Annotated in this window: 21 protein-coding genes; 20 read left to right on the forward strand and 1 reads right to left on the reverse strand. The window is 35.5% G+C overall.

The features are described from left to right. The 4 genes from B5D12_RS08620 to B5D12_RS08635 all read left to right on the forward strand — a co-directional run. Window positions 1-343 (forward strand): UPF0236 family transposase-like protein (locus B5D12_RS08620; RefSeq protein ID WP_200802998.1); only part of this gene is annotated, 343 nt, incomplete at its 5' end. A gap of 415 nt (window positions 344-758) precedes the next feature. Further along, entirely contained in the window at window positions 759-1,004 is a 246-nt protein-coding gene (locus B5D12_RS08625) for a hypothetical protein (protein ID WP_078756440.1), read from the forward strand. Window positions 1,005-1,102: 98 nt separating this feature from the next. Next, on the forward strand, window positions 1,103-3,616 hold the full coding sequence (locus tag B5D12_RS08630; RefSeq protein ID WP_078756441.1) for a hypothetical protein: 2,514 nt from the start codon (window positions 1,103-1,105) through the stop codon (window positions 3,614-3,616). Beyond that, complete coding sequence (locus tag B5D12_RS08635) at window positions 3,607-4,476, forward strand: ABC transporter ATP-binding protein (RefSeq protein ID WP_159443910.1); 870 nt, start codon at window positions 3,607-3,609, stop codon at window positions 4,474-4,476. The genes B5D12_RS08630 and B5D12_RS08635 overlap by 10 nt, the downstream gene beginning before the upstream one ends. 356 nt (window positions 4,477-4,832) lie before the next feature. Here B5D12_RS08635 and B5D12_RS08640 read toward each other — a convergent pair whose 3' ends face one another. Then, window positions 4,833-6,437: an ATP-binding cassette domain-containing protein gene (locus tag B5D12_RS08640; RefSeq protein WP_078756443.1), complete on the reverse strand. Its 1,605-nt coding sequence runs from the start codon at window positions 6,435-6,437 to the stop codon at window positions 4,833-4,835. 519 nt (window positions 6,438-6,956) lie between these two features. Between B5D12_RS08640 and B5D12_RS08645 the strand changes: the two genes are divergently transcribed. The 16 genes from B5D12_RS08645 to gpmI all read left to right on the forward strand — a co-directional run bounded on the left by B5D12_RS08645 (window position 6,957) and on the right by gpmI (window position 26,496). Then, window positions 6,957-7,682, forward strand: coding sequence for a hypothetical protein (locus tag B5D12_RS08645; protein ID WP_078756444.1), 726 nt, complete (start codon window positions 6,957-6,959; stop codon window positions 7,680-7,682). A gap of 634 nt (window positions 7,683-8,316) precedes the next feature. After that, entirely contained in the window at window positions 8,317-8,805 is a 489-nt protein-coding gene (locus B5D12_RS08650; RefSeq protein WP_234982954.1) for an Lrp/AsnC family transcriptional regulator, read from the forward strand. Then, window positions 8,802-9,980, forward strand: coding sequence for a pyridoxal phosphate-dependent aminotransferase (locus tag B5D12_RS08655; RefSeq protein WP_078756446.1), 1,179 nt, complete (start codon window positions 8,802-8,804; stop codon window positions 9,978-9,980). Before B5D12_RS08650 ends, B5D12_RS08655 begins: the two co-directional genes overlap by 4 nt. Continuing rightward, window positions 9,977-11,782 carry an oligoendopeptidase F gene (gene pepF / locus B5D12_RS08660; protein WP_078756447.1) on the forward strand — a complete coding sequence of 602 codons (1,806 nt, stop codon included), beginning with the start codon at window positions 9,977-9,979 and terminating at the stop codon, window positions 11,780-11,782. The genes B5D12_RS08655 and pepF overlap by 4 nt, the downstream gene beginning before the upstream one ends. 575 nt (window positions 11,783-12,357) lie before the next feature. Continuing rightward, on the forward strand, window positions 12,358-13,701 hold the full coding sequence (locus B5D12_RS08665; protein ID WP_078756448.1) for an MBL fold metallo-hydrolase: 1,344 nt from the start codon (window positions 12,358-12,360) through the stop codon (window positions 13,699-13,701). Continuing rightward, complete coding sequence (locus tag B5D12_RS08670; protein ID WP_078756449.1) at window positions 13,688-15,268, forward strand: bifunctional metallophosphatase/5'-nucleotidase; 1,581 nt, start codon at window positions 13,688-13,690, stop codon at window positions 15,266-15,268. The genes B5D12_RS08665 and B5D12_RS08670 overlap by 14 nt, the downstream gene beginning before the upstream one ends. A gap of 2 nt (window positions 15,269-15,270) precedes the next feature. Next, window positions 15,271-16,305 carry an ABC transporter ATP-binding protein gene (locus B5D12_RS08675; RefSeq protein WP_078756450.1) on the forward strand — a complete coding sequence of 345 codons (1,035 nt, stop codon included), beginning with the start codon at window positions 15,271-15,273 and terminating at the stop codon, window positions 16,303-16,305. Then, window positions 16,295-17,194, forward strand: coding sequence for a carbohydrate ABC transporter permease (locus B5D12_RS08680; protein ID WP_078756451.1), 900 nt, complete (start codon window positions 16,295-16,297; stop codon window positions 17,192-17,194). The genes B5D12_RS08675 and B5D12_RS08680 overlap by 11 nt, the downstream gene beginning before the upstream one ends. A 1-nt stretch (window position 17,195) precedes the next feature. Continuing rightward, window positions 17,196-18,017 carry a carbohydrate ABC transporter permease gene (locus tag B5D12_RS08685; RefSeq protein ID WP_078756452.1) on the forward strand — a complete coding sequence of 274 codons (822 nt, stop codon included), beginning with the start codon at window positions 17,196-17,198 and terminating at the stop codon, window positions 18,015-18,017. A gap of 36 nt (window positions 18,018-18,053) precedes the next feature. Beyond that, a complete protein-coding gene (locus tag B5D12_RS08690) occupies window positions 18,054-19,319 on the forward strand; it encodes an ABC transporter substrate-binding protein (RefSeq protein WP_078756453.1) in 1,266 nt (421 codons plus the stop codon). A gap of 310 nt (window positions 19,320-19,629) precedes the next feature. After that, window positions 19,630-20,223, forward strand: coding sequence for an ATP-dependent Clp endopeptidase proteolytic subunit ClpP (gene clpP, locus B5D12_RS08695; protein ID WP_066125953.1), 594 nt, complete (start codon window positions 19,630-19,632; stop codon window positions 20,221-20,223). Window positions 20,224-20,764: 541 nt separating this feature from the next. Then, window positions 20,765-21,805, forward strand: coding sequence for a sugar-binding transcriptional regulator (locus tag B5D12_RS08700; RefSeq protein ID WP_078756454.1), 1,041 nt, complete (start codon window positions 20,765-20,767; stop codon window positions 21,803-21,805). 30 nt (window positions 21,806-21,835) lie between these two features. Beyond that, window positions 21,836-22,837, forward strand: coding sequence for a type I glyceraldehyde-3-phosphate dehydrogenase (gene gap, locus B5D12_RS08705; RefSeq protein WP_066125945.1), 1,002 nt, complete (start codon window positions 21,836-21,838; stop codon window positions 22,835-22,837). 104 nt (window positions 22,838-22,941) lie between these two features. After that, window positions 22,942-24,132 carry a phosphoglycerate kinase gene (locus B5D12_RS08710; protein ID WP_078756455.1) on the forward strand — a complete coding sequence of 397 codons (1,191 nt, stop codon included), beginning with the start codon at window positions 22,942-22,944 and terminating at the stop codon, window positions 24,130-24,132. Window positions 24,133-24,208: 76 nt separating this feature from the next. After that, complete coding sequence (gene tpiA / locus B5D12_RS08715; protein ID WP_078756456.1) at window positions 24,209-24,967, forward strand: triose-phosphate isomerase; 759 nt, start codon at window positions 24,209-24,211, stop codon at window positions 24,965-24,967. Continuing rightward, complete coding sequence (gene gpmI / locus B5D12_RS08720) at window positions 24,967-26,496, forward strand: 2,3-bisphosphoglycerate-independent phosphoglycerate mutase (protein WP_078756457.1); 1,530 nt, start codon at window positions 24,967-24,969, stop codon at window positions 26,494-26,496. Before tpiA ends, gpmI begins: the two co-directional genes overlap by 1 nt. Window positions 26,497-26,595: the final 99 nt, after the last annotated feature.

Below are 26,595 nucleotides of genomic sequence, written 5' to 3' on the forward strand. Positions count from 1 at the left end.
TATCCAAAGACAAAGGGACCCTCAATATATCGGTTGTAGTGCCGAAGGTCACGTCAGCCATTGGTTAAGTGATCGTTTAAGTTCGCGACCGCTAGGATGGAGTACAACAGGAGCAGAAAACATCGCTAAAGCACGTGCTTATGACTTAAATGGTGGCGATTTAAAAACTTGGGTAATCAATCAAACCAAAGCAAAAGAAAGAGAAAGAAGAGTAGAGAAATTAGATGGCCGTGTGGGACGGAAATACGCCCGTCAGTATGATTGGAGCGGTAAAGTCGCTATCTTACACTATTCCAATAACACACGGACTCGCCAGGCTTTTGGGACAATCGCTGGTTATTGAAATCTAGTAGATTAAAGCCAGTATTCATAATGATAGCTAAAGGCGATGAAGTGAATGCTTGATAGCGAGCAGCGGCGTGGTACTAGCGTCTAGCGAGACTGGATTGGCTAAAGAAGATGCCTCTCCCTAAAGACTTCCAGATTCTCCCATGCCGCTAGAGGCTGGCTATCAAGGATATCGGTTAAAATATGGAATCCATGAAACTGGGTTCAGAGAAACATGAAAAAGTATGGTAGAGGAAAACCAACAATAATTTGACACTATCTTTTAGAACTCTTAAGCTTGACAGTTTTATACAAAGATGTTATGTTTAATTTTAAAAAAGCGCTTTTTTAAAAAATGTGGAGATTAGATCAATGAAAAAGAAAATTTTAGTTGGCCTGTTTAGTGTGTTATTGACTAGTGTTTTTTACCTTTGAACACCGTTGTTGCAGAAGCCAAAATCCATAATTTTACAATTGCACAATCAGATACAATTTATGTCCAAAGATACCTAAATTTTTCCGATTATCCTAGTCCACCAAAAGCGTTGTGGGTTGAACAAGGTGAGTATAAAGGGTATATTCATCAAATAGGAATTGGTCCTACTTATTATATTTATGCAGGACAAATTGCTAGAGGTCCATATGCCCCATTGAAAATAGTAAATTCAGTAGAATAGTAGTTATTTTGAGTTAAAAAGCGCACTTTTTATGTGCGCTTTTATATTTAACGCTGATTCAATATTGAATAAGTGTTGTTTAGAAAGTGTGGTGACTTATGAATTATTTAATCTACCGTCGATTAATAATGTCAAAATCAATATGGTTTTTTATGATATTAATGATAATGATACCATTCAGTCTGCATATTTATAACAATCGTAAAGAAGATACAACTTATCAAACGGTAGCTTCTTTTATTGAGTTAGAACAAGATACAATAAAAACTCATCGGCAGATTAATCAACTTGAAAAAGCAAATGATAAGGATTTTGATAAGGATGGAGTCTATGATGCTTTATTGGTAGAGGCTGGAAAAGTGTTAATGGATTGGAATAGTAAATTATTTAATAAAGACTTTTATTATTACGAAGAAGAATTGGCACTCTATGATGTATATCAACAAATTGAAGATTTGCCTCGTTTTATTCCAATTATTCTTACTAGAGATGATGAATTGACTATAAAAAGAGAACGAGCACTGATTATGCAACAACATCATTTTCCATATTTAGAGGAGAAATACCCAACTGCTTCGATTCATTATATTAATCAATTATCAAAAATAATGTTTAGTTTTTATACTGTAGTTATTATTATACTTGTTTTTGGTTTTAATGTGTATAAAGTATTAAGCCCTCAGTACGACTTCTTATTGTCAACACCGATAAAAAGAAAAAAATTGGTCACTATAGATTTTAAACTGTTAGTGTTCAGTTTGCTTGTTGTGTTTGCTATTTTTATTTTTAGTAGTGTAGTGATTTTATCAAAGCAAGGCTGGCATTATCTTCATTATCCTATTTTACTCAGTAGTCATTTAAAATTTGCGTTACTACCTGCTTGGGAACTAATTGTAATAAGGGGTGTTGTTTGGTCGGGAGTAGTCGCAGGATATTCTATGTTGATTCAAGTTATCGCAAGATTTGTAAAATCACCTGAAGTCAATTTCTTGATTTTATTAATAGTAAGTTTTGGTTTACAAATGGTTGGAAATATGAAAAGTTGGAATCCATTATCCTATATATTTGATTTGGAACATCAATTATTAACAGTGAATCGAACGTTTATTGTCATCTTTTCACTGGTAATATTAGGTATATGGATCGTGTATTATCATTCAGATTTTATGGGCAGTACTTATGAACAACTAAGAAGAGGTAAAGTTGAGGCTCATAATAACAATGAGAGTCAAGTGTATCAAATATTTTATAAATGTCTGGGATTTGAGTTTATAAAAAGAATTCGTTACCGTTATGTGAAACGTTTATTATTTGGTGTTTTTGCTTTGCTCCTTGCTAGTTATGCGTTTATTGCTTTTAAGACCTTATATGTTGAGGATGAGTTTAAACATCATTTAAAAAATCAGGTTGATTATTATTCTGGTAAAGTTGCTGAGATGCAGCCAAAAGTTGACTTAATTTTTTTAAGTACACAACAAAGTTTTATGCCAGAATTTGATAAAAGATTGGATACCAATCAAACGTTTAAAGAATGGTATCAACAAAAAGATCCAACAAGTTATGCGGCCATTCAAGGTTTAGTGGGACATTTTCAAGAGAATTTGGATTATTATCAGGCCACTTTAAATGATGTGATTGAAAAGGAATTTGGCCCTGAGGAGCTAATTCAATATCGAGAATACTATTTTTTACAAGAAGCAAACAATCGATTAATTACAAAAAGTATGCCTAGAAAATCAATCCTAGCCGCTGAAGCCCAAAATAAAATTATTAAAGAAAAACAACTAAAACCCTTGTTATTGGGAAATTTACTTCTAGATTCACACATTCACTCATTTGATAATTATGCAGAACACCGACAGTGGGATCACTCAACTTTATATTCGTTATTTATTATGAGTGAAAATCATGTTCATGTTTTCATCGTGGTAATATTGTTTATTGCATTATTTAGTTCTTTTGCGGAAGAACAAAAGCCAAATAACACTCTTAATTTTCAATTTAGTCAACCTAGACGACGCATTTCAATATATTGGGATAAACATTTTTATAATTTTAAAGCACTTTTGGGGAGTTTTTTATTATATTTATTTGGAGTAATGTTTTTTTCTAGTTTAATCGGAGGCTGGGGGCAATCAGAGTATCCTATAGTTCATTATTTATCAAAAATGTTTGGAGAACAAAACCCATCTACTACTTTGTATTCTAATCCAGAAAAATTGTTTTTTGAAATGAGAAGTCTTTCAAAACATTTAAGTCAGTTATTAATGATTTTATTAGTTAGTATATATTTTCTATCAAATTTAGGATTGTCGCTTTCGGTTTGGATTAACAATCGATTTGTTTTAATGACGACACTTATCAGTGCTTTGATTGGTGGATATTATTTATCAGTTAAATTTATTCATCTTCCGATTATAAAGTATTTTCCATTTATATATTTGAATAGTCAAAGTTTAGTAGATGGTTGGTTTTCACATTTAGGTAATAATGACGATTATCATTATATTTTTGGCAGCCTAGTATTAATCGTTTGGTCCTTAGTAATATTACTGATTGGTGTGATAAGTTTTAACATTCGATGGGGGAAGGATGAAACATTGTGGAAATAAAATTAAAAAATATCTATAAGAGTTATGGAACTAAACTAATTTTTGAAGATGTCTCACTTACCTTTCCTTCTGGTAGATGTATTGGTCTTATAGGTCCAAATGGAATAGGAAAAACCACGCTTATTAGGATGTTATTTAATTTAGATTCAGAGTACCAAGGGGATATCTATTTTGATGATTATTCAAATAAAAACGTCAAGTTATTTGAAAAAGCTTACTATATGCAGGATTATCAAACATTATATTTCCAGTTGACTGGGTATGATCATTTGAAATTTTTGTCGGAAATTCATCAAATCAATGAGTACCGAATCCATGAGATTGTAAATAGAGTTGGTATGAGTAGCTATATTTATAAAACCGTTGAAAGTTATTCATTAGGGATGAAGCAACATTTGTTAATTGCGATGGCTTTGTTGACTGAGCCAGAATGTATTGTCATGGACGAACCATTTAATGGTTTAGATCCAACAAGTATGTTTAATTTTAAAGAATTATTGATGGAATTAAAAGAAGAAGGCAAGACTTTAATTATTTCTTCTCATAATTTGTCTATTATTGAAACATTAGTTGATGAGGTCTATTTAATTAAGAATCAGACTATTCAACCAGTAGCAATGAATCATAAAGCCAATTATAAAATTGAATTGATTTTTAATGATTTAGAGGACCAACAATACTTTATAAAGGTCATCCAAGATAATGATTTGAGGGTTAAACAATCAGATGAAGGGATAATAATACTAGATAATTTTGTTGAGTATCTTAATTTGTTGGTGGAGCACCAATTAACATTGAAGAACATACAGTATCATCATATTAGTGTGGAAGAGTTATATAAAGAGCATTATATTAATTAACAAGTTTTATAATTTTTTCATTTAGTTCAAATAAGAGAAGTAAGAGGTTGGGCAAAAACTTTTTAAATTCTGTTCAGGTATATCTATTTAATTCAAAGCGCAGTGGTTGACTGGCCTCAAACTGCGTCTTTCGACTTGTTTGAGGCCTACTCAACTGTGCGGGGGTAGGCCGACGAAGCGAAAATCATTCGATTTTCTACTTCTTGCCCACTCCCTTGTTTTTTTATGGACTGGACTTTTTGCCCAGCCTCACCAAAAATTCCGTGACCCACACCATTTGACAAAGATCTGTTTATTGAGGGGAACGGAATCAATTTGAATAAATATTTACTTTTTGTAGCTGACATTATATGCAGTTACTTAGAGAATAAAGTTTTGTTTTCAATACTTAAAATTTTATCATATCGCTCTTTCATTTCGTCAGAATAATGATGCTCAATATCAAGTACAGTACCTGGATAATTAATAATCAATTGATTTAAGCGATTCGCGTTGCCTTTATCAAGTCCTGAAAGAGCTTCATCAATAAGAAGAATAGGTTTTTGAAATATGATGGCCCGCGCTATCTCAATTCGCTTTAATTCTCCTCCTGATAATTGATTATTATCTTTGTTAAGCACTCGATATAATTGTTCATCATTAGCAAATTTTCCTAACCCCACTTGTTTTAAACTATTTAAAATTAAACTTTTGTTTATTGAATGGCCAAAAGTTAAATTAAATAATAATGTATCATTAAAGATGTAGGGTGTTTGTTCAACAATACCAAATAGTTCTTGAGGATTGGATTGTTTAAGTCGCTCATTTATAATAATATTTCCTGATATTGGTGGAATATCTAACATAAGCGTACGGATAAAGCTGGACTTACCAGAACCAGAGGCTGCAGTAATTAATATTTTTTCATCTTTAAATATTTGTAAATTGATGTTTTCGATTAATGAGGTATTGTTATACCCAACACTTAGTTCCTGAACAACGATATCAGTATCATCATTTAGAGAGGAAAACTCTAATTTATAAGGGTGTATTGGTTCATCATGGTTAAATATTTTTTCAAGAATAGGTTCAGTGGACTGCAACACATTATAAATAGACACAGCCGAGATAAGTGGCGATACTACTCGATCACCCGCCATGTAAATGGTAATAAGTTGACCAGTTGTCAAGTTCCCATTCACCACTTCTTTGATTCCAATCATTAATGAACCAATAAGTCCACCAATGTATAGGATACTAACAATAGTATTTGCGATTGTTTGAATCAATTCCATGTTAAAATAACTCTGTTCATTATTACTCAATTTTTCATTCAATTTATCCATTAAGATGTTTTCTGCCTTAAAACGGAGCATTAATTTACGTCCCTTCAGAAAGTCTTCTAAAGAAGATAGATAAACCGTATTCGTTTTTTGCCAATCCTTAGTACCTTTTTTGACCCAATTAGATGTAAGTCGAGGAACAACAGCAGGCAAAATACCCAAAATGACAAAAACTAGTCCTACTTTGACATTAAGTGTCATTAAATAAAAAAAAGTAATCAACCCTTGAAAAATGCAAAGGAACATAACAAAAATATTTCGAATGAATTTTTCTTCAATTTTATTAAATTCACTAGTAATTATTGAAAGATATTCACTTGATGATTTTTGTATATTTGTGGACAAAAGAGATGATAAGGCAATTTCAGATTTTACATCTAAATTAACCAATCGAATTAACTTTTGAGCAAGGTATTTGTGTATTGTCTGAAAGACAATGATTACAAATAAAGCTAATAACCAATAAATCAGAATTTTATAGGTTGATTGAAAGGCACCAACAGTCATTGCATCTGTAAATTTACCCAAAAAATGTGGCGAAACTAAACCGTCAAAAGCTAGAAAAAAAGTGCTTAGAATGGTAAAAACTAGCAATAATTTGTGTTTTCCAAATATTTTATCAATATATTTTGACATCATGACATCTCCTCCTAAAAAACAAGGTAACTATATCCTATTTACATTATATTATAATTCCATAAGAATTCAATCGTGAAAATTAAAATTAAATGATAATTTTTTTGTTAAGGATTTAGAGTGCTATCTTTTTGGAGAGATGTTTATAGTATTAAGATGTATATTTCGTTAGAAATTGTTAGCTGTATCTTGGTGTAATTTAATTTTAGAATTTTCAGTTATAGTATTTATGAAGATTTAAGCTTGTTTGAGTATGTAAAAAGAAAAATAAAGTAAAAATTTTAAGTATATTTTAAGTTCAGTTCTTATACTTTCATTAGATTATTGAGTAAGGCTTTTATTCTCTCCCAACTAGTAATCGCCACTCAATAATCAAAATGGATTAACTCCCAAATATAGATGCCCAGTAGACCCCATACTATTGGGCTTTTTTTGTTGTGTAAAGGAGCCTTTCAGTTTGTAATTATGGTACAAATTCGGTAAAATTTTAAGGGTACATAAAGTAGCAATATGGAGGATATTATGAAAAGCCAAGTAGAACATTATTTACCTTTTGATGAAATATTATTACCTGAACCTTATCGAGCAATTGAGATTCCGTCTTGGGAAGCTATCATTAATCCGGTAGTTCAAGGCGTTATTACATTTTATAATCATCAACATCAAACGAAAGAAACAGAATTAACGGATGAGATGGTTAAAGCTTTGGATAATCCTGAATTAAAAACAGTTCACCAAGTCAAACAATATGCGATGACTGCATTTCAAGAGAGAGAAAAAGAACGTAAATTTCAATTTGACATATTTCCTTATTTATTAGTATTTTTTGCGAATACAACTCAGACTGTGATTAATTCAGATGAGAAAGAAGCTTATTTCATCGCGATGACCGATAATTATAAGGAAGATGCAGAGAAAGCGGGAATTTCTTACGATGAATTTTTACAAAATAGTTTTGGTTTAACCTCAAAACAAGAAGAAGAATTGCGCGAGCGAATCCATGAATATTTTGTGTATAAATTGATTGCGATTGATCGCTTTGGTGAAGAGCATGGAGAGTTAGATATAGACAGCTATGACGCTTATATCCAAGAACAGGTATTGCTTCAGGGTGTGGATGAAATTGATTTGCGTGAACGTCTGCCATTTAATGTGTTTCAAGATATCTATCCTGAAATAGTATTAACAGAAGAATTGAAAAACTATTTTAAAGATCAAATTATTTTCAAAATTGTTTCAGAAGCATAATGAAGTAATCATTGACGAGATGATAAGTGTTAAATATTTTCTAGACGGTTAAATTTGCTGTGCCAATTGATATTTTAGTAAGTTTGCCATTAGAGTACGAGGTCGAGTAGGAAGTGAGTTTCTTGCCTGGCCTCGTTTTTGTGTCAAATAACGTCTTTTTTACATTATTGCTGTTAAAATCGGTCTCATAAAATTGTTCCAGGTCATTGAAAATTCATTATCAAACGAGAGATAAAGAGCGTAGCTATAAAACCATGATATCAACCAATCCTTTTTCATGATCAATTAATGTTATAACTTAAAATTCGTCAAGAAAATAAAGGTTTAGATGGTTCGATAAAATGAGAACTTAATAAGGGAGTGGGCAAGAAGTAGAAAATCGAATGATTTTCGCTTCGTCTGTTCACCCCCGCACAGTTTGAGGCCACTCAACCACTGCGCTTTTAATAAATAAGCACTAATTTGACTGAATTTTTCAAATTTATGTTCAATCTCATTAAGACACAGTTTGAGACCACTCAACCACTGCGCTTTGAATTAAATAGATATTCCTGAACAGAATTTAAAAAGTCTTTGCCCAGCCTTACCGTATTCTGATATAATTATTGTCAACATAATAAGAAAGAAGGAATCAATGATGGATATCAACGAAAAAATCCTGAAACTCCTAGAACGTGATAGTCGTTTAACTCACCATGAAATTGCAGTGTTATTAGGCGAAGACGAAGCGTTCATTTCCAAAACGATTAAAGAATTAGAAGAGAAGAATATTATTTGTGGTTATACTACTTTAGTGAACTGGGAAAAGACGAACAGTGATATGGTTTCGGCGATTATTGAACTACGAGTAAATCCCCAAAGAGGGCAAGGTTTTGATCGGATTGCTGAAAAAATTTATAATTTCCCAGAAGTCAAAGCCATGTATTTAACTTCCGGTGGCTATGATTTCTTAATTGAAATGCAAAAAGCACCAATTCGTGAAATTGCGAATTTTGTTTCCTCTCGTTTATCCATCATTGAAGAGGTGCAATCAACGGCTACTCATGTTATTTTGAAAAAATATAAAGATCATGACACCCTATTTATTGAAAAAGAACATGATAAAAGGGAGTTTATTTCATGAGAAGTTTTCTAAATCAAAAAGTACAAGCCATTAAACCGTCCGGGATTCGTCGTTTTTTTAATTTAGCAAATGAAATGGAAAATGTTATTTCATTAGGTGTAGGAGAACCCGATTTTGATACACCATGGCATGTACGTGATGAAGGAATTTATACCGTTCAGAAAGGACGTACCTTCTATACAGCCAATGCAGGTTTAATAGAATTAAGAACCGCGATAGCTGAAAATATTTTTCGTTTACAAGGTGTAAAATATAACCCAGACACACAAGTATTAGTGACCGTTGGTGGCAGTGAAGCGATAGATTTGGTTTTTCGGGCAACGATTGAACCGGGAGATGAAATCATCTTTACAGAGCCTTGCTATGTGTCCTACTTGCCAACGATTGAATTAGCGGGCGGCGTTCCGGTGGCTATTCCATTAAAAGAACAGAATCAATTCCGTTTAACTCGAGAAGAATTAGCGGCGGCTATCACTGATAAGACCAAAGCACTCGTTTTATCCTTTCCTAATAATCCGACTGGGGCAGTCATGGCAAAAGAAGACTTAGAAGCAATTGCCGATTTAATAATTGAGCATGACCTTTTAGTGATTACGGATGAAATCTACGATCGCCTTACCTACAATGAAGATGAAGAACATGTCAGTATCATTCACTTACCTGGAATGGCTGAACGTACGGTTTACATCAATGGTTTTTCTAAAGCTTATGCGATGACTGGCTGGCGTTTAGGTTACTGTGCTGGTCCTGAAGAAATTCTCCAACAAATGACCAAAATCCATCAATTTACCATTATGGCAGCTCCTACAATGAGTCAGTATGCCGGTTTAGAAGCTTTGCGATCAGGGGAACAGGATATTCTAGAGATGCGCGAAAGCTATAATCAACGTCGCCGTTATTTATTATCTGAGTTCGAACGTCTTGGTATTTCCTGCTTTGAACCTTTGGGTGCTTTCTATGTCTTCCCCAATATTTCGCAATTTGGCATGACTTCAGAGGAATTTGCGATGGATTTACTTCATAAGAAACAGATTGCAGTCGTACCAGGTACCGCTTTTGGGGATAGTGGAGAAGGGTTTGTTCGTATCTCTTATGCTTATTCCATTGCCGAATTAAAAATTGCATTACAACGTATTGAAGAATATATTATTGAAATGAAAGGAAATCAAAATTGAGTAAATTACCATTAAGAACTGAATTACCTGTTACAGAGACATGGGATTTAAGCTTATTATTTAAAAATCAAGCTGAATACCTAGCAGCTATTGCAGAAGTGAAAGCGTCAGTGACTCACTTTAAAGAACAATATCAAGGGAAATTAACGAACGAGACCATCATTATTGAGTCATTAGCTAATTTGGAACAAATTAAACGTCAATTGTCTAAAATTTATGGCTATGGCTCTTTAGGATATGAAGCGGATAAGTTGAACGCTGACAATGAAGAAAACTATCAAAAATTGCCTGCGTTAAGTGAATTTGTGGGTGCCGCTTTATCTTTCTTTGATTCAGAATTGTTAAGTTTAGAAGAGAATGTCCTTCAAGCGGTGATGAAGTCCGAGGAGGGAGCGCCGTATCAATATTATTTACAAGCCTTATTACGTGAAAAACCACATCGTTTATCAGCTGAAGTGGAAACTGTGTTAAGTAGCTTAGAAGGGACCTTATCTAGTCAATATCCACTTTATTTAACCTTAAAATTCCAAGATTTAACTTTTGAAGATTTTGAAGCAAATGGTAAAACTTACCATAATAGTTTTGTTTCATTTGAAAATGATTACGAGAGCCATCCTAATCAAGAGATTCGTCATGCAGCGTGGGCTTCATTCCATAAAGGATTAGCGACCTTCCAACACACCGCTGCCGCAAACTATATTAATCATGTTAAAACTGAGAAAAAAATGGCAACACTTCGTGGTTTTGATTCCGTGATTGATTATTTATTATTTAGTCAACAAGTGACCCGTGAAGCGTATAATCGCCAGATTGATGTGATTATGTCAGAGTTTGCACCGGTAATGCGTCGTTATGCACGCTTATTACAAAAGGAACAAGGATTAGCTTCGATTAGCTTAGCTGATATTAAAATGCCCTTTACCCAAGAAGAGCCTCAACATATTTCGATTGCTGAGGTGCGTAAAATGATGGAAGATGTCTTCGCGGTATTTGGTGAAGAATATTTATCAATTGTAAAACGTAGTTTTGATGAACGTTGGATCGATTTTCCAATGAATCAAACGAAATCAACCGGTGGTTTCTGTTCGCCAGTTTATGATGGCCCGGGCTATATTTTATTAAATTGGAATGGGTTATTAAGCGAGGCCTTAGTTTTGGCGCATGAATTAGGCCATGCGGCTCATTTTGGCTTAACTTATGATCGTCAATTAATGATGACTCCAGAAGCAAGTTTATATTTTATCGAAGCACCTTCAACAGCCAATGAAGTGATTACTTGTCAATATTTATTAAATCAGCCTCTAGAAGCTGCTCAAAAACGGGTCTTAATTACAGAGTTTATTGCACGTACTTACTTCCACAATATGGTAACTCACTTATTAGAAGCCGATTTCCAACGGAAGGTTTATCTGGCGGTTGATCAAGAAGAAGTCTTAAATGCAGAAAAATTAAATGGTTTCTTTAAAGAGACCTTAGAACAATTCTGGGGTGAAGAGGTAGTGATTAATTCTGGTGCAGAATTAACTTGGATGCGTCAACCTCATTATTTCATGGGTATGTATCCCTATACGTATTCAGCTGGCTTAACGGTTGGGACACAAATTGGCCAACGCATTGCTAATGGGGAAAGAGATGCCATCGAGAGTTGGTTAGCTGTTTTAGCAGCTGGCGGTACATTAGGGCCATTAGAATTGACGGCAAAAGCAGGTGTTTCAATGGAAAATGCAGATGCATTGCGCAGTGCGATTCAATACGTCGATGGTTTATTGGATCAAGTGGAAGAGTTAGAAACACAAAATTAGCTTGAAAAGTTACCACAACTCTTTATCTAAAATCGAATCATCATCACAAAAAGATATTTTTGATAATCAATGAGGAAAGTGAAAATACTATCTAAAGACAGATAAACAACTGGGGAAAGTCTCATAAATAACCAATGAGTATTTCAAAAAGTATCCTGTCCCCATAAATCAGGTCTTTTGATTCAATTTTTTTAGCGGCTTTTCGCCTGTATTGTACAGGTGATAGGCCGCTTAATTTTAGGGTTTTTTTCTAAAAGATTGTCTGCTATTTAATTAACTGTGTGGGGCGGTTATATGCAGTGAAAATCAATCGTTTTTTTACTTTTTGCCATTCTTAAGCTAAATGAATTCACATTGTTTAGCCTGAGCAAAAAGACGAACAAATATTCAATTTACATTATTTTCACAATAATTAAATAGTAATCAATAATCAATTGTTTTATAATGAAAAGCTAGAGTGAGTTTCAAAGCGAAATTTCTTTGTGAAAAGCACGTAAATTCTAGCATTAATTAGTGTTAATTTGCTACAAATATAGTATTCTATAGTTGTATGTAGATAGAAGGAGTGAATTTAATTGACCGAAACAGCAATCCAGTTTTGGAGTGGGCTCAACACGATAGGTGGCAATATTATTAGTTTACAATATGAGAACTATCGTATCATTGCAGACTTTGGTGCAATGGTAGGAGCTAATGTGGATGATTTGCTAAATCGTAGCTTGACCTCACAATTATTAAATGAAGAAAAATTACCTAAAATACCAGGTCTTTATTCAAAACAAGTATTAAAAGATGTCGAATTGGAATCATTTGAGGATAGCGATGTGGAGACGATTATTTGTTTATCACATTTACATCTTGATCATTTAGGGTCATTTGGTCAACTAAGTTCTACCATACCTATCTATGCTTTAAAAGACTCGGTCGAGTTTTATGGGCATTTAAAAGAAAACGAATTATTACCTTCGTATGATGTCGATTGGCATCCGGTTGAAGACTTTGGTACGATTCAACATGGTCCTTTTACGATTCAATTTATTCCAGTTGATCATGATACTTTAGGTGCGGCGAGTATTTTTATTACAGCTCCTGATGTTAAGGTGATTTACTCGGGTGATTTTCGCTTATCAGGCTTCCATCCGGAAAAAGTACTGACCTGGGCACAAAAAGCGCGAGCATTTGATGCAGACATTTTATTAATCGAGGGTACGACTTTCAGTCATGTGGGGGCAGAGCCGAGCGAAGCGGATTTAAGAATCGAACAAATGACGCGTAATTTAATGGCTAAAAATGAACAACAATTACTGACGAGTCTCAAAAAGGAAATGGCTAAAGCGCCTGATAAATTAGTGGCTTTTAATGGCTATCCTCAAAATATTACGAGATTGATCCGTTTTGCGAGAATCGTCAATGGCCATGGCCGTCAATTAGTCTTAGATAAACGTTATTATCAGTTAATGAAAGCTTATTTAATTCAACCGTTAGCTATGACGTATATTGGTGAAGGTGGTATCACCGTTGAACAGATTAATGAAGCCCCTCATCAATACGCTTTGCAAGTCGATATTGAAGATTTAACAGCACTATTCGCAGTGAAACCGGGCCTTTATTTCCATTCAAATGGCATGCCATTAGGGAGTTACGATCCGACTTATGAACCGTTTGTCCGTCGTGTGGTGGATTATGGATGGGAATTTGTGTTAGCGAATGCGGGAGGACATGCGTCCCCGAACGATTTATTATTAGTGAATCGGGTAATTAAACCGAAATTAGTGGTGCCGTGGCATACTTACCAACCTAAACTTTATGGCGAAGCTATTGCAGCCCAAGGACAAAATGTTTGGTGGCCTTCATATAATAAAACTTATTATTGGTCGCAACTTTCGGAAAAATTAGGAGCAAAAAATGAAAAAAATTAGTTTTTTGATGACAAGTGATACCCATGCTTTTTGGTTAAATCGCTTGACACATCCAACAGCAAATTTATTTAATACTGCAGGTACCATAGAAGCTGTTCGTCAACAACGTCAACATCCAGTCGTCACCATCGATTTAGGAGATTTTATTCAAGGCTCTTCCTTTGCTACTTATTGTAGCCAAGAAGTAAAAGATGGCAGTTGTTTTGCGCGTGCCATGAATGCCTTGAACTATGATTTCCAAATCATTGGGAATCACGAATTTAATTATGGACCAGACTATCGAGATAGTATCTTAACGAAACTTGATTCACAAATCTTATTAAGTAATATTGTTCGTGAAGCAGACGGTCAACCGTTTATTGGTCAACCGTATCAAATCATTGAACGAGAGGGTGTTAAAATTGGCGTAATTGGCGTTACGACCCATTACATCCCCCATTGGGAATTACCTAAACATTATGAAGGATTAATCTTTTTAGATGCATTTGAGACAACCAAAAAGTATGTGGCTGAATTACGTCCATTAGTGGATGTGGTAGTGGTTGCTTATCATGGAGGATTTGAAAGTGACCTCGAAACATTCTCACCTTTAGAAGAATGGACGGGTGAAAACCAAGGGGCTAAGATGTTACAAGAAATTGAGGGCATTGATGTATTGCTAACTGGTCATCAACATCGGGTTATTAACCAACAAGTGAAGAATACCTGGACCGTGCAACCGGGTCATGCTGGTGAATTTGTCGCGGAAGTGATTTTAGAATTAGATGAGCAACATCAAATTATCCATCGTGAAGGCTATTTACATGAGACAGCGCAATATCCAGCTTTAGATAAATTACGGCCACAATTGGAGCCGCAATTATCAAATGGCCAAGCGTGGTTGGAGACGGTTTTAGGCCATGCACCTATTGTGCAACCGACACATGATATCTTTTTAGCGCGTGTAAATGGGCATCCATTTTTAGAATTATTGAACCAAGTTCAATTACAAGTAACGGGTGCTGATTTTAGTGGTATTGCTTTAGTTAATGAGCATTTTGCTGATTTTCAAGGCGATATAACGAATGAAATTCTATTAAAAGCTTATCCTTATTATAATTTGATTACCAAAATACAATTAACGGGTCAAGAAATATGTGAGGTCATGGAATACAATTTAGAATACTTTGAATTGGATGCGAATGGACAAATGATAGTCAATCCGGAATACATTTCTCCTAAACCACGCCATTATAATTATGATATTTATTCAGGTTTTAAAACGATCGTTGATGTCTCCAAACCCAAAGGACAACGAGTTATTGAGTTGATTGATGAAAGAACCAATCAACCTTTAGAAAAAGAGCGGCTTTATCAGTTGGCCGTCACTCAATACCGTGCAGTTGGTGGGGGCGATTATACCATGCTGACTCAAGATAAAATAGTTGAAATAACGCAAAATGATATTGCGTCTGAATTGGTAAAAGCATTAAATACCTTTGATGAAAAGAAATGGGCTACGATTAATCAACATTTCCAACATATCGAATGGTTAAATCAGACAAAAATGAATACAGATGAGGTGTAATTGTGCAAGTTAGATTTGAAAATGTCACCATGCAGTTTGAAGATAAAAAGGTCCTCGATAATATTAGCTTTACCTTGCCTAGTCATGAATTGATTTCTTTTTTAGGCCCTTCAGGTTGTGGAAAATCAACCACTTTATATTTGATTTCAGGATTATTAACGCCTACTTCAGGGAAGATTTATTTTGATGATCGCGACGTCACTAAGCTAGATCCAGTAAAACGTCAAGTCGGATTAGTTTTTCAAAATTATGCCTTATACCCTCATTTGACAGTATTAGAAAACATTATGTTTCCATTAAAGATGAGCAAGATGCCGAAAGCCAAGCGAATCGAAATTGGAAAAAAGATGGCAGCTTTAACACAAATTGACGATCAACTTGATAAATATCCACGTCAATTATCGGGTGGGCAACAACAACGGGTAGCCATTAGCCGGGCTTTGGCGAAATCTCCGTCGGTCTTATTGATGGATGAGCCATTATCTAATTTAGATGCGCGTTTGCGAATTGAGATGCGTGAGGAAATTCGTCGTATTCAACAAGAAACAGGTGTAACGACTGTGTTTGTAACCCATGATCAAGAAGAAGCACTAAGTATTGCGGATAATGTGATGGTCTTAAACCAAGGTGAAATTCAACAAAAAACAGATCCCGTTACTTTATATAAAGAACCTAAAAATCTTTTTGTGGCGAAATTCATCGGTTCACCCGTTATTAATACATTTACTAAAAATTCACCTTCTTTAAATCATGAGGCATGGCTATTTGATTATGAATGGGAAACGATAGGGATTCGTTCTGAGCATTTTACATTAGGAAACGCAGAAGATTACTTACTACAAGCAACGGTTGAGAGAATTGAACATGTGGGGAAAGATATTACGATGCATATGATATTCGAGGGTGAATCCTTTACGGTTACCGATTTAGATTTAGATGTAACAGAAGGTAGCTTGGTTTACTTAAAAGTTGCACCAGAAAAAATAATGTTTTTTGATAAGACAACTGCCAGAGTTGAGGTAGTGAATCATGAATAAAAAACCGACGCTAAAAAGCACCTTACAAGCATTGCTTTATTTGGCACCGATGTTAACATTTATTGGTATTTTTACCATTTATCCTATTTTTAAATCAGTGGCGATGAGTTTTTATACTAATTTTAATTTGTTTACGGGTGAAGTTAAATCGCGAGGATTGGAAAACTATCAAGTCGTCCTCAGTGATCCTAAATTTCATCAAGCTCTAAAAAACACTTTTATTTATGTTATTGGGGTCGTGCCAACGAGTATTTTTATCTCATTGATGATCGCGTTAATGTTAAATAGTATTCCGTTTTTAAAAGGTTTCTTTAGAACCGTTTATTTCTTGCCTTATGTGACCAGTACAGTAGCCGTTTCGGTGGTGTGGAGTTGGTTGTATCATTCACGCTATGGTTTCTTTAATTATATTCTTAGCTTATTTGGAGCAGATGCCGTCAACTGGTTAAATTCACCTGATAATGCGTTGCCGGCCGTGATGATTATGGCGGTATGGAAGAGTTTAGGTTTTAATATTTTACTATTATTAGTAGGTTTAGGTAATATCAATGAGAATTACTATAAAGCCGCTAAAATTGATGGGGCGAATGCTTTTAATCGCTTTATGAACATTACGATTCCCTTATTAAGACCGACTTTATTTTTATTGTCGACCTTAGGGGTAATCAGTGGTTTTAAGGTGTTCGACGAAGTCTTTGCTTTATTTAGTGGTAGACCTGGACCCGCAGGTTCGGCAACCACTTTGGTTTACTATTTATTTGAAAAATTCTATGTGAAATTCAAATATGGTCAAGCAGCAGCGACCGGTATTATTTTGTTCTTGATTGTTTTGCTCATTACTATGGTTCAAAATGCCGGCAACCGCTACTTTGAAAAGAGGGGTGGCTAATATGAAGGGGTTTTTTAAAAACATTTTATTATATATGCTATTGTTTTTAGGTGGCCTGTTTATGGTGTTGCCTTTTTATTGGATGTTAGTAACAAGTTTAAAATCAGCAGGGGAAGCTATTGCGATTCCTCCTACTTGGTTACCTCGGAATTGGTTATTTTCAAATTATGAAAAAGCGCTGAAGGTAGCCCCATTCGCTCGCTATTTTTTAAATAGTTTATTGGTCACCTTGACGACCACAACGGGCGAGTTAATTACGAGCATTTTGGCAGCTTTTGCCTTTGCTAAACTAAAGTTTTGGGGTAAAGATGTATTGTTCATTATTTTATTAGCCACCATGATGGTACCTGGTGAATTAATGACCATACCTAACTTTGTAACGTTAGCAAGTTGGGATATGATTAACACCTATTGGGCTTTGATTATACCATGGCTTGCAAGTGTTTTTTCAGTCTTTACTTTAAAACAATCATTCCAATCGATACCAGATCAGCTTTATTATGCCGCTAAAACCGATGGTGCGAGTGACTGGCGTTTCCTATGGGAAATGATGGTGCCTTTATCTAAATCATCGATTATTGCGGTCATGATATTGAAAGTAATTGGTAGTTGGAATTCGTTTATGTGGCCATTAATTGTCACAAACGATAAGGCATTACGTACATTGCCGGTGGGACTACAAGCTTTTACGACCGAAGCCGGAACTCAATTTGAGTTATTAATGGCAGCGTCAACCTTAGTAGTAGTTCCAATGGTTGTCATTTATCTGTTCTTGCAAAAATATATTATGCAAGGTATTGCAAGTTCTGGTCTTAAAGGCTAGATGACTTAGGATTTATTTTCTGGGAGGAAAACATTAATGAAAAAATTACGCACATTAGCGGCAACTTTATTAGCAGCAACAGCTTTAGGCTCTTTTGTTCCATCAGCAAATGCGCAAGAGAAAGTACAAGTAACTTTTTGGCATGCGATGAATGGTCCACATCAAGAAATGTTAACTAAATTAGTTGAAGAATTTAATGCTTCACAAGAAGGGATTGAAGTCGTTGAACAAAACCAAGGTGACTATTCTACTTTACAACAAAGTATTATGGCTTCTGGTGTATCAGGCGATTTACCGACAATTGCTCAATTAACAGCTTCAAACACGCCGGATTTCATGGATCAAGGTTTATTATTACCTTTAAATGACTTATTAACACCTGAAAACGGCTATACGGATGAGTTAAAAGAAGGGGTTTATGAAACTTTCTTAAAAGGTGCTACTTTTGATGATCAAATTTATGCTTTACCATTCTCGAAATCAGTACGCTTAATGTTTGTCAATAAAACAATGTTGGATGAAGTGAATGCTGAAGTTCCAAAAACTTGGGATGAAGTATTGGCATTAGGTGAAAAATTAGATGAAGCTGGAATTGAAAAGCCAGCAATGGGATTTGAAAACGAGTTAACGATGGAATATGAAACAATGGCTCGCCAAAATGGTGCAACTTGGATTGCAGATGATTTATCGCAAGTTGATATGTCTTCTGAAAAAGCGATTGAGCCACTTCAATTCATTAAAGATTTATTAGCGAATGAACATGCACGTACAGCAGGTGAAGATGGCTTTATGTCTGGTCCATTTGCTGCTGGTGAAAGTGCGTTATATATTGGTTCTTCTGCTGGTTTACAATATGTATTACCGGGTGTAGAAGAAAGTGGTATCGAATTAGAAACTGCACATATTCCGGTCTTTGGTGATGGTGAAGAATTAACCTTATTTGCAGGTAATGATTTAGGTGTTTTCTCTTCTGCATCTGAAGAACAACAAAAAGCGGCAGTGCAATTCATGTCATTCTTATTAGAAAATACTGACCGTTGGGCGATTGCGACAGGTTATTTACCTGTTACAAAACAAGGAGCAGAATCTGAAGAATGGACTCAATACTTAGAAGAAAATCCACTTGTTAAAGCTGCCTCTGAAGAATTAGAATTTGGTAAGGCACAAGCTGCCTATGTTGGAGCTAGTGAAGTTTACTCTGAGTTCAAAACAGCATTAGAAAATATTATTATTAATGATGCTGATGCAGCAACTGAAATGGCAAATATCGAAACATTAGTAAAAGGATTTTTAGGTCTATAATTAACAAGACGATCGATAAATGACAACAGTACGGAAAATGAAGGCTTTAACAGAGGCCTTCATTTTGTTTTATAGGCTATTTGTCAAATGGTGTCGATGAACAGAGGCATTTTTATTGACCCACACCAAAAAGTATAGATCTGTTTTATAAAGGATAAACAAAAATGATTGTTTCTTAGAATGCTTTTTATTGAAACTTGTATCAGTGTTCGATAAAATGACGAAGGAAATATTCAAGTCAATAAGATTGACCTTATTTGACTAATGGAGTATAATGAATCCAGATAAAGTGAGAAAAGGAGCGATAAATTTGAATTTAATACCTACAGTAATTGAACAATCTTCACGTGGAGAACGTGCCTATGATATTTATTCTCGTTTATTAAAAGATAGAATTATTATGCTAAGTGGACCTATTGATGATAATGTGGCTAACAGTGTTATTGCCCAATTATTATTTTTAGAAGCCCAAGACTCAGAAAAGGATATCTATTTATATATTAATTCACCTGGGGGGAGCGTTTCTGCTGGATTAGCTATTTTTGATACAATGAATTTTATTAAGTCTGATGTACAAACGATTGTTATCGGAATGGCTGCGTCAATGGGAGCTTTCTTATTAGCAGCAGGACAAAAAGGCAAACGCTACGCTTTGCCTAATTCTGAAGTGATGATTCACCAACCATTAGGTGGAGCGCAAGGTCAAGCAACTGAAATCGAAATAGCTGCCCGTCATATTTTACATACGCGTGAGCGCCTTAATACGATTTTAGCTGATCGCACAGGGCAACCAATCGATATTATTGCCCGCGATACGGACCGTGATAATTATATGACTGCGGAACAGGCAAAAGAATATGGTTTAATTGATCATATTATGGAAAATAACAAATCGTTAAAATAATAGAACGAAAATAGGCTGGGCAAAAACTTTTTAAATTCTGTTCAGGCATATCTATTTAATTCAAAGCGCAGTGGTTGAGTGTCCTCAAACTGTGTCTTTCGACTTGTTTGAGGCCTACTCAACTGTGCGGGGGTGGACAGACGAAGCGAAAACTATTCAATTTTCTACTTCTAGTCCACTCCCAACTGTGCGGGGGTAGACCGACGAAGCGAAAATCAATTGATTTTCTACTTCTTGCCCACTCCCAAGAAAAGCTTAATTCTGGACGAAAGTCCAGAATTTTTTTTATGAAAATATATGTAATATTAAATCCTTTCAAAGAAAGCCCTTAACCATTTGTTAATATTGAAATAATTAATCTTATTGGCCAATAATCGCCCATATAAGAGGGTTCAATGTCGGCTAATATTATTTGATTTTGATTGCAAACAATATTCAATAATGGTATAGTAGTAATATGGAAAACGATGAACTGATTATTTAGAAGAGTTTTTTATAAACTTGATTGATTGGTCATTTGTTGCCCAAGAGGAGGAACACCATGAAGGATGTTTTTTCTATGATGCAAGCAATAGCACCCGATTTAAGTGCAACATTGCGAACGCGCTATGAAATCCTCTATCACTTAAGACAAGTTGGTGAACCTTTAGGTCGAAAAAATTTAGCTGAACGAATTAACAGTTCTGAACGTTCAGTGCGAACGATTATTGATTTAATGCGTGAACAAGATTTAGTTGAAGTGACGAGAGTGGGGATTCGCTTAACGGAACATGGACATATTGTTTCAGATATGATTTCTGAGACAGTTAAAAACTCAAGTCGTTTACACGATATTGAAGAATCATTAAAAAGTCATTTAGGTATCTCCAATTGTTGGGTTGTACCAGGTGATTTAGATCATGATTCGGTCGTCTATCGGGAATTGAGTTACGCTACTCAACAAGTATTAGAACGCTACTTGAAGTTTGGTCGTAGTATTATTGCGGTGACAGGTGGTGAGACCTTAGCTCATGTCGGCGAAGGTTTGACTGAGAAATTGTCCCAAAATCGTGAATTAGTATTTGTTCCAGCCCGTGGCGGTGTTGGGGGTGGGTTTAATATCCAATCCAATATTGTTGGCGGTGTGATGGCTCAAAAAACGAATTCAAAATATGTTCCTTTATTTCTACCTGATGCAATGGAAGAAGATGCGTCGAAAATATTGATGACAGATCCTTCGATTAGTCAGGCAGTGGCATTGAGTAAGAAAGCAGATTGTTTATTAGTCAGTGTTGGATCCGCCGAAGTGATGGCAGAGCGTCGGGAGCTTACTGCACAACAACAACAATTATTAAAAGAAAAAAAGGCTATTGGTGAAGCGTTTGGCGTGTTTTTTGATGAACAAGGCCAAGAAGTATTACGATTACCACGGATTGGTATTCAAATAGAAGACGTAAGCCACATTCCTTTAGTTCTGACAATAGTGGGTGGTGCTACAAAAGCACGTGCCGTAGAAGGCTATTGTAAATTGGTCCAACATCATGGATGGTTAATCTGTGATGAGGGCATCGCAAATATGATTTTAAATGGGGAAACTCATTAAAATAAAAAATCCTTAAGGAGGAAGTCAATTATGACAGTAAAAGTAGGTATTAATGGTTTTGGACGTATCGGTCGTTTAGCATTCCGTCGTATCCAAGATGTAGAAGGAATTGAAGTAGTAGCAATCAACGACTTAACAGATGCTAATACATTAGCACACTTATTAAAATATGATACAACTCAAGGCCGTTTCAATGGTGAAGTTGAAGTTTTAGAAGGTGCTTTCCGTGTTAACGGTAATGAAGTTAAAGTTTTAGCTAACCGTAACCCTGAAGAATTACCATGGGGTGAATTAGGTGTAGACATCGTTTTAGAATGTACTGGTTTCTTCACTTCTAAAGAAAAAGCTGAATTACACTTAAAAGGTGGCGCTAAACGTGTTGTAATTTCTGCTCCTGGTGGAAATGATGTTCCAACAATCGTTTATAACACTAACCACGAAATCTTAACAGGTGATGAAACAGTTATTTCTGGTGCTTCATGTACTACTAACTGTTTAGCTCCTATGGCTAAAGCTTTACAAGACAAATTTGGTGTTGTTGAAGGTTTAATGACAACTATCCACGCTTACACAGGTGACCAAAATACATTAGATGCACCTCACGCTAAAGGTGACTTACGTCGTGCTCGTGCTGCTGCGGCAAACATCGTTCCTAATACAACAGGTGCTGCTAAAGCTATCGGTTTAGTTATCCCAGAATTAAACGGTAAATTAGACGGTGCTGCACAACGTGTTCCAGTTCCTACAGGATCATTAACTGAATTAGTAACTGTATTAGAAAAACCAGTTACAGTTGAAGAAGTTAATGCAGCTATGAAAGCAGCAGCTAACGAATCATACGGATACACTGAAGATCCAATCGTTTCTTCTGATATCGTAGGTATTACTTATGGTTCATTATTCGATGCAACTCAAACAAAAGTTATGACTGTTGGCGACAAACAATTAGTTAAAACTGTTGCTTGGTATGACAATGAAATGTCATATACTGCACAATTAGTTCGTACTTTAGAATACTTCGCTAAAGCTTAATTTATCAAATAGCGTTTCAAAAGCGTCTATCCAAAAGTGCGGGGAGGCAAAGACGCTTCCCTGCATTTTTTATTTATAAAAAAACTCTTTAGGAGGAGAAAAGTATGGCAAAAAAAACAGTTGAAGATTTACAAGTCCAAGGCAAAACAGTATTAGTTCGTGTGGACTTTAACGTTCCAATGAAAGATGGCGTTATTACAGACGATAACCGTATTGTTGCGGCTTTAGATACAATCAAATACTTAATCAACAACCAAGCGAAAGTAGTATTATTCTCTCACTTAGGTAAAGTAAAAACTGAAGAAGATAAAGCAGGTAAATCATTAAAACCTGCTGCTGATCGTTTAGCAGAATTATTAGAGCAAGAAGTTAAATTCTCTCCAGTAACTCGTGGTGCAGAATTAGAAGAAGCTGTTAAGTCTTTAAATGAAGGTGAAGTATTAGTTGTTGAAAATACTCGTTTCGAAGATATCGATGGCAAAAAAGAATCTGGTAATGATGCTGAATTAGGTAAATATTGGGCTTCATTAGGTGACTTATTCGTCAATGATGCTTTCGGTACAGCTCACCGTGCACATGCTTCTAACGTAGGCATTGCTTCTCATTTAGAATCTGCTGCAGGTTATTTAATGGAGAAAGAAGTAAAATTCTTAGGTGAAGCAGTGGATAACCCTGTTCGACCATTCGTGGCTATTTTGGGTGGAGCAAAAGTATCTGATAAAATTAAAGTGATTGAAAACTTATTAGACAAAGCTGATAAAGTTATTATCGGTGGCGGTATGGCTTATACATTCTTAAAAGCTCAAGGTAAAGAAGTTGGTAATTCATTATTAGAATTAGATCGCGTTGAGTTAGCTAAAGAATTATTAGCTAAAGCGGGTGATAAAATTGCTTTACCGGTAGATGTCGTTGCAGCTGATGACTTCTCAAATGATGCGAATACTCAAGTAGTATCTATCGACGATATTCCTGCTGATTGGGAAGGTTTAGACTGTGGACCTAAATCAGTAGAGTTTTACACTGAGATCTTAAAAGATGCGAAAACAGTGGTATGGAATGGCCCAATGGGTGTATTCGAAATGCCTAATTTTGCTAAAGGGACTATTGGTGTTTGTGAAGCTATTGCTAACTTAGAAGATGCCACAACAATTGTTGGTGGTGGAGACTCTGCGGCAGCAGTTTTACAATTAGGATATGAAGATAAATTCTCACATATCTCTACTGGTGGTGGTGCGTCATTAACTTATTTAGAAGGCGCAGTTTTACCAGGCGTCGAAGCAATTAACGACAAGTAATTAAAAAGCTCAATGCCAGGGTGGGGGAGTAACTCAACCCTGTCATTAGTTAAGAAATATAAAAGGAGAAGATAGAATGTCACGTAAACCAATTATCGCTGGTAACTGGAAAATGAATAAAACGGCTACTGAAGCTCGTGAATTTGTGGATGCTGTCAAAAACAATATCCCATCAAATGATTTAGTTGATACAGTTATCGGTTCACCTGCATTATTCCTTGAAGGAATGAAAAAAGGGGTTAAAGGTACAGAAGTTAAAGTAGCAGCTCAGAACTGTTATTTTGAAGATGAAGGTGCATTTACTGGAGAAATTAGTCCTAAAGCTTTAGGTGCCTTAGGAGTAGAATATGTCATTATTGGTCACTCTGAACGTCGTGAATATTTCCACGAAACAGATGAAGACATCAATAAGAAAGCACATGCTATTTTCCGTAATAACATGACACCAATCATCTGCTGTGGTGAAACTTTAGAAACTTATGAAGCAGGTAAAGCAGAAGAGTTTGTTGGTGCTCAAATTAAAGCGGCCTTAAAAGACTTAACCGCAGACCAAGTAGCTTCATTAGTCATTGCTTATGAACCAATCTGGGCAATCGGTACTGGTAAATCAGCAACTCAAGATGATGCTCAAAAAATGTGTAAAGCTGTTCGTGACGTGGTAGCAGATGACTTCGGTCAAGATGTTGCAGATAAAGTTCGTGTACAATACGGTGGTTCAGTTAAACCTGAAAACATTAAAGACTACATGGCTTGTCCAGACGTTGACGGCGCATTAGTAGGTGGCGCTTCTTTACAACCTGATTCTTTCTTAGCATTATTGGAGGCAGTAAAATAATGAGTAAATCTCCCGTAGCGATTATCATCTTAGACGGATTTGGCTGGAGAGCTGATAGCAATGGTAATGCGGTTGCTTTAGCTAAAAAACCAAATTTTGATCGATATTACAATGAATTTCCACATTCAACAATGAAAGCATCAGGATTAGATGTTGGTCTTCCTGATGGTCAAATGGGTAACTCTGAAGTTGGACACACCAATATTGGTGCTGGACGTATTGTTTATCAAAGTTTAACCCGTATCGATAAAGCCATTGCTGATGGTGAATTCGCAACGAATGATGCTTTGGATCACGCTTTTCAACAAGTATTAGATAATCATTCAGCTTTACATTTATTTGGTTTATTATCTGATGGTGGTGTTCATAGTCATATAAATCATTTATTAGCCTTAGTAGATACTGCTAAAGCTAAAGGAATCGAAAAAGTTTATATCCATGCCTTTATGGATGGACGTGACGTGGATCCAAAAGCTGGACCAGGTTATGTTAAAACTTTAGAAAATCACTTAGCTGCAACCGGCGTAGGTAAAATTGCCACTGTATCTGGTCGTTATTATGCAATGGACCGTGATAAACGATGGGAACGTGTGAAATTAGCTTATGATGCTATTTTCCATAGCGAAGGACCAACCTTTGATTCAGCCCAAGCTGTTTTAGAACATAGCTATGCTGAAGGCGTAACAGATGAGTTTATCGTTCCAGCTGTGATTACAGAGAATGGCCAACCAATTGCTAAAGTTGAAGACAATGATTCAATCATCTTCTTTAACTTCCGTCCAGACCGTGCGATCCAATTATCAAATGCAGTTACCGATAAAGAATGGGATAACTTTGATCGTGGCGTACAAGCGAAAAATGTTAAATTAACAACTATGACGCTTTATAATCCTAGTATTGATGCAGAAGTAGCATTCCCACCAATTCCAATGAAAAATGTTATCGGTGAAGTATTAACAAATGCTGGATTAAAACAATTACGTATCGCTGAAACGGAAAAATATCCACACGTTACATTCTTTATGAATGGTGGACGTAATGAGGAGTTCCCAGGCGAAAACCGTATTTTAATTCCATCACCAAAAGTAGCTACTTATGACTTAAAACCTGAAATGTCAGCTTACGAAGTAGGCGATGCTTTGTATAATAGCATTATGAATGATGAAAATGACGCGATTATCTTAAACTTCGCAAACCCAGATATGGTTGGACACTCTGGTATGTTAGAACCAACCATCAAAGCAATCGAAGCAGTTGACGAAAACTTAGGTAAAGTGGTTGATGCTATTTTAGAAAAAGGTGGCTATGCGATAATTTTTGCTGACCACGGAAACTCAGAGACGATGATAACTCCTGAAGGAACGCCACACACCGCTCATACGACAGTTCCAGTTCCAGTGATTGTCACTAAACATGGAATTGAACTAAGAGAAGATGGTCGATTAGCAGACGTAGCGCCTACAATGTTAGATTTATTAGGTCTTGAAAAACCAGCAGAAATGACTGGTGAATCATTAATTAAAAAATAATGAAAAACCTCGAAATGCTTTGCATTTCACCCGATTTATAATTACAATAGAGATAGGTATTTTATACGATCTCAGTGTAAAAATTTATACCAAATTAAA

The sequence above is a fragment of the Globicatella sulfidifaciens DSM 15739 genome, from assembly GCF_900167405.1.
GTDB classification, from domain to species: Bacteria; Bacillota; Bacilli; order Lactobacillales; family Aerococcaceae; genus Globicatella; species Globicatella sulfidifaciens.